The sequence below is a fragment of the Butyrivibrio sp. genome (genome assembly GCF_024699075.1).
The window spans coordinates 1-5,420 of record NZ_JAILQF010000180.1 but is presented as its reverse complement, the minus strand read 5'-3'; the positions used below and the strand labels follow the sequence as shown (position 1 = coordinate 5,420).

5 protein-coding genes are annotated in these 5,420 nt (G+C 37.7%); all 5 read right to left on the bottom strand.

Translation table 11 applies throughout. From position 1 onward, the window contains the following. A partial coding sequence (locus K6G87_RS07045; protein ID WP_296835330.1) for a hypothetical protein occupies window positions 1-1,167 on the bottom strand: 1,167 nt, incomplete at its 3' end. Window positions 1,168-1,318: 151 nt separating this feature from the next. Then, window positions 1,319-2,035 carry a sulfite exporter TauE/SafE family protein gene (locus tag K6G87_RS07040; protein WP_296835328.1) on the bottom strand — a complete coding sequence of 239 codons (717 nt, stop codon included), beginning with the start codon at window positions 2,033-2,035 and terminating at the stop codon, window positions 1,319-1,321. A 137-nt stretch (window positions 2,036-2,172) separates the two neighbouring features. After that, window positions 2,173-3,249, bottom strand: a complete 1,077-nt coding sequence (locus tag K6G87_RS07035; protein WP_296835326.1) for a S66 peptidase family protein — start codon at window positions 3,247-3,249, stop codon at window positions 2,173-2,175. Between the two features lie 187 nt (window positions 3,250-3,436). Next, on the bottom strand, window positions 3,437-3,790 hold the full coding sequence (locus K6G87_RS07030; RefSeq protein WP_296835324.1) for a hypothetical protein: 354 nt from the start codon (window positions 3,788-3,790) through the stop codon (window positions 3,437-3,439). 266 nt (window positions 3,791-4,056) lie between these two features. Next, a complete protein-coding gene (gene eno, locus K6G87_RS07025; protein ID WP_296835332.1) occupies window positions 4,057-5,355 on the bottom strand; it encodes a phosphopyruvate hydratase in 1,299 nt (432 codons plus the stop codon). Window positions 5,356-5,420: the final 65 nt, after the last annotated feature.

Below are 5,420 nucleotides of genomic sequence, written 5' to 3'. Positions count from 1 at the left end.
TTTGCCATATGCAGAATATACATTCATAATGGCTGTACTTGCGCCTTCTTCTGATAGATCAAAATCTACGCCATTATATGTAAAAATCATACCATCATAAGATATTTCAGCTTCTATTTCTCCAAGAACATATATTCCATTATAAGCTGCATCAACCTCTTCAAGATTCTCAATCATACCTTCATCATTCACAGTAACCCTGCACATATATCTTGGGCATTCCATGTCGAGCCTCTGCCCATTTAGCAAAACCCTTTTATCAACAGAATCAGTATACTCATAATATACTGAACTAAGGTCTGAGGGTGTAAAGGCAGCAGCATTATACCGGTCCAAAGTATATTCATCTTCCGCATCCCATGTAAGAGGCTTCATCTCCTGTGTCCATATTCCACCTTCATCAGCTTTCCAGACCCAGGCATAAAAGCTGTCATTTGTAATAGCTTCACCTGCACTTTCATTACTTGCCCTGTGCATAACGCATGATGCTGCAAACATTGGATATGAACCGTCAAAAGTTTCAGGATCCTGGAACAGATAATTGCCTATAAAAGTATCACCATTACCTGTCTCTTCAAAAAATACATAGTCTTCTCCATCGCAGCTTCCATAATATATCTTAACATTTGAATCTGCTGTTCCATCCTCAGGTACATATACCAGATCTTCATCAAAAGAAATATTATCAATACCAGATACTGATATAGTTAATGTTAAGGGAACATTTTCTTCAGCTTCATACAAATGATTCGCTTTAAAATCTCCTGTACAAGTCTCTTCTTCACCAATATATCCGTAGTCAAAAGATCCATCTGCAGATATTACAATATGTCCATAATCATTCATAGTATCTGTGTTAAAAAAGTTCCATTCGCCTTCCATAAAGGCATAAAGGTCTTCTTCTGACGCTGGCAGCTGCGCCTTTGATGTATTATCATCGGAGTTTTCAGTATCACCATTAGCAGAATCTGATTGTGAAGTTTCTGATGCTGATGTATCTGATGCTGATGTATCTGATACTGAGGTATCTGCTAAATTATCAGATTCTGATGTATCTGAAGAACTAGCCTTATCAGATACAGTGCCATTATCAGCACTCTGACAACCGGCAAGCACCATACTGGCCGATATAAGTAACGCAAAAGCTGTTTTTGTTATCTTCATCATAAATCCCTCTCATTTATACCAATTCTATAGATATATTTATTTTTTCATTATTTAGCATATATATCTTATCATGATATTATATGCTTTTACTATATTCACAGATTCATAAAAAAAGTGCCCTGCAACGACGATTTTTCGTTACATGACACATTTAAATATTACTAATTGCAAGTATTAGTCCTGATATTATCAAAAGAATAATAACTAACTTTTTGATAACCTTTTCATCAAGTATCTGAGCACTCTTAATTCCAAGGAAAAGGGCTATCAGCATCACAGGAACAAGTACAAGCGCACTTGTAAGTGAATAGTAATTGATAACACCAATAATACTGTATACTATCACCCTGAATATATTCTCTACTATAAAAACGGCACTTATATTGGCCTTAAATTCCTCAGTGTTCTTAGTAACTCGCCCTACATAAGCTGCAAGGAGCGCTCCTATTCCAAACAATCCGCAAAGGATTCCGGATGCAAGTCCTATAATCCCCAATACTATCCTGGACTCTTTGATCTGCGATTTATGGTATTCGCGATATAGCATCTCTATTCCAATCAGAACAATCGCCATACCGCAGATTATCTTAAGGTACTGAACATTTAGGTTAATAAGAAGAAATGCTCCCGGTATACTTCCTGCAAGTACAAGCAAAGCAAGAGGTACAAATACTGAAGGTTTTAAATTTTTCCTGTTCTTATATGTAAGAATCACATTAGACGGCAGTCCCAGCATCAGTTCCACCGGTGAAATACTGACATTAGCTTCTACAAATCCAAGTATTGAAGTAAATACAAGTGTATTAGCAAATCCGCATAAACCCTTAATAAAAAATGCGGCAAAAGTAGCAACTATCCAATAAAACATTTAGAACCCTTAACTCCTCTTTTCATACATCTTTCATGATATTCGGAATTATATACATATTATAATGCTTCTTACATATCCAAATACCAAAAGCTTTAAATATTTTATCATTTCTTTTATAGATATGCATTCCCAAATTATTGGACAGCAAAAGAAAGTACAAAATTATCTGCTTCAACTTCTAATTGAGCCATCTCACCCATAAGCATTGGATAATTGATATCACCGTGTCCTGCAGGAAAGCCAAAAGCCACAGGTACATCTATATCATTCATAAACTGTCTTGATATCATGTCAGCAACAGACTCATACTCTCCTCCACGGCTTGAACCTGAGTAATCTGCCATATTTTCAGGAAGCTCTGTCCATTCTCCAAATATTATCCCTGCTGCATTATCAAGGACACCGGCATGTTCTAATATAGTAATATATCTATGTATGTGCTGCACATTTTCACCAACATCTTCCAGGAAAAGAATATAAGGCTGGCCACTTTTAGTGCAGTCATAGGCAGTATTAATGACTGAAGTAAAAGTAGAAAGATTACCACCAATAAGAATTCCACTGGCGCTTCCTTCCTTGCAATAGTCATTGCATTCACACGTATATTCCGGGATCTCGCCCTTAAGGATCTTCTCTTCGGCTTCAACGCATCTTTGATCAAGCCCCATAAATGTAGCACTCATACATGAATGTATAGACGGAACACCATTTACAGTCCAGGCAGAATGAAATACTGTAATATCACTATAACCTATGATAAGTTTACCTGCATCAGATATAAGCTCTGGCGATAGACGATCAGTCACTTCAGATGCCCCATAACCACCTCTAACGCAGAATATAGCCTTGATATCCTGATCTTCAAGAGCCCATTCAAGATCTGCCTGCACATCATCTAATGTACGCGTATCGCAGCATACATACTCACCTTCTACAGGCTCATATCCCCAATCTTTTAATCCCTTTATAACTGCATCAACCTGCTCTCTGCTTGGAAGGGATGATGGCGATATCACAGCTATCTTATCTCCTTCTTTAAGGAAAATATCCTTATTAGCTCCACTATAGGAAGAATATGTAACTTCACATTTTGTATCCTCTCCCTCTGTATAATATACAGCTTCTGACTGCTTACTTGTTTTGTAAGAACAGGACGTAACTAACATTACCATAAGTACTGTCAAAAATACTGCAGATAATTTCTTTATCATCTGACTTCTCCTATACATTTATCATTAATGACAAAATCAACTACACTTGTATATTTCGGATATTTACAAGTTTTTTATATAGATAATCAGACGTCGATCCTTTATAAGATTCAAATATATGTATAAAAAAAGACATAGCAGAAATCGTATTTCCAATTTCCTGCTATGTCTTATAAGCGGTATTCTCTTAATATGCAGCACTCTTTTTATGAAAAGATCCTTTTATAATAAGTCCTATTCCAACTACAACCGGAACCAGAACAAGAAGAATATCTACAAGTGATGTATATGCAAAATATAACTCTGTTCCAAGGATAAGTGAAAGAACAAGAAGGGTAAGTGAACCTATAAGGCATCCCATAGTGATCTTGTTCTTATTAACTACTACTGCGATTGCAGATAATATAAGAAGTACTAATACAATTGCAGAAGTGCTGACCCTTCCAAAACGATAAAATCCAAAGGAAGAAACCCTTACCATTTTAAAAAGCATGAATAAACCAATGACAACAAGGATCCACCCAATAGTTTTCTTAGACATTTATTTTCCTCCGACATATTTCTAATTTCAACCTTCCCTAGTATACTTCAAACTGGCATTTATGTCACCAAATTATTCAGCATAATAAGGCATTGTAAACCCAGAAATATGATCAAATACGGATTTTAAAGAGGAATCAATCCTATAACTGGTCTCATAATCTTCTCCTGAAACTAAAAAAGAGCATCTGCAAAAATAGCAGACGCTCTTGTCTTTAATAATTGATATTATAATACCTGTTTCAAGATTTTAAAAGCTATTAAATATTATTTCTTTACATTGAAAGCCTTCATTCCAGGATATCTAGCTGCATCGCCAAGCTCTTCTTCGATACGAAGGAGCTGATTGTACTTAGCTACACGCTCTGAACGTGAAGGAGCACCAGTCTTGATCTGTCTTGTATTAAGAGCTACTGCAAGATCAGCGATTGTTGTATCAGCTGTCTCACCTGATCTGTGTGAAGAAATAGCTGTATAACCATTCTTGTTAGCAAGCTTGATAGCTTCAAGTGTCTCAGATACAGAACCGATCTGGTTGAGCTTGATAAGGATTGAATTAGCAGCGCCATTTTCAATACCCTTAGCAAGACGCTCTGTGTTAGTAACAAAGAGGTCATCACCAACGAGCTGAACCTTATGACCGATCTTCTCTGTCATTCTCTTCCAGCCATCCCAGTCTTCTTCATCAAGACCATCTTCGATAGAGATGATAGGATACTTATCTACAAGAGACTCCCAGTGAGCGATAAGCTCATCTGATGTGAACTCCTTACCTGACTTAGGCTGTTTGTAGAAGCCCTTACCTTTTTCGCTCTTCCACTCTGAAGAAGCTGCATCCATAGCGATCATGAAGTCCTTGCCAGGCTCATATCCTGCGTCCTTAACAGCTGCAAGGATTGTCTCGATTGTCTCTTCATCGCTTGTAAGGTTAGGAGCAAATCCACCTTCATCACCAACTGATGTAGCAAGACCTTTGCTCTTAAGAATCTTAGCAAGTGCATGGAATACTTCTGCACACCATCTGAGAGCTTCCTTGAATGAAGGGGCTCCAACAGGCATGATCATGAATTCCTGTGTATCAACTGTGTTAGTAGCATGTGCGCCACCGTTTAAGATGTTCATCATAGGAACAGGAAGATCTGTTGCCTGAATACCACCGAGGAATCTGTAAAGCGGGATATCAAGTGAAACAGATGCTGCTCTTGCAGCTGCGATTGATACTGCAAGGATAGCATTAGCACCAAGCTTTGACTTATCCTTTGTTCCATCAGCCTTGATCATAGCTGCGTCAACTGCATATATATCTGAAGCATCCATACCAACGATTGCATCAGCGATAGGTCCATTAATATTAGCTACTGCTTTGGAAACACCCTTTCCAAGATATCTGGACTTGTCTCCATCTCTAAGTTCAAGAGCTTCAAATTCTCCTGTTGATGCTCCTGAAGGTGCTGTGCCTCTTGCAACAGTTCCGTCAACAAGTGTGATCTCTGCTTCAACTGTGGGATTTCCACGTGAGTCAAGGATTTCTCTACCAATTACTTTTTCGATCTCAAGATAATTCATCTTTCCACCTTTCTGAATGCCGGTTTTATACCGAGCTATACTGAGTAAAATATGCCCTAAACGCT

What these genes read in the sequence shown, in the direction of transcription:
- K6G87_RS07040 (WP_296835328.1), bottom strand. Translation starts at nt 2,035, where the DNA reads ATGTTTTATTGGATAGTTGCTACTTTTGCCGCATTTTTTATTAAGGGT.
- K6G87_RS07035 (WP_296835326.1), bottom strand. Translation starts at nt 3,249, where the DNA reads ATGATAAAGAAATTATCTGCAGTATTTTTGACAGTACTTATGGTAATG.
- K6G87_RS07030 (WP_296835324.1), bottom strand. Translation starts at nt 3,790, where the DNA reads ATGTCTAAGAAAACTATTGGGTGGATCCTTGTTGTCATTGGTTTATTC.
- eno (WP_296835332.1), bottom strand. Translation starts at nt 5,355, where the DNA reads ATGAATTATCTTGAGATCGAAAAAGTAATTGGTAGAGAAATCCTTGAC.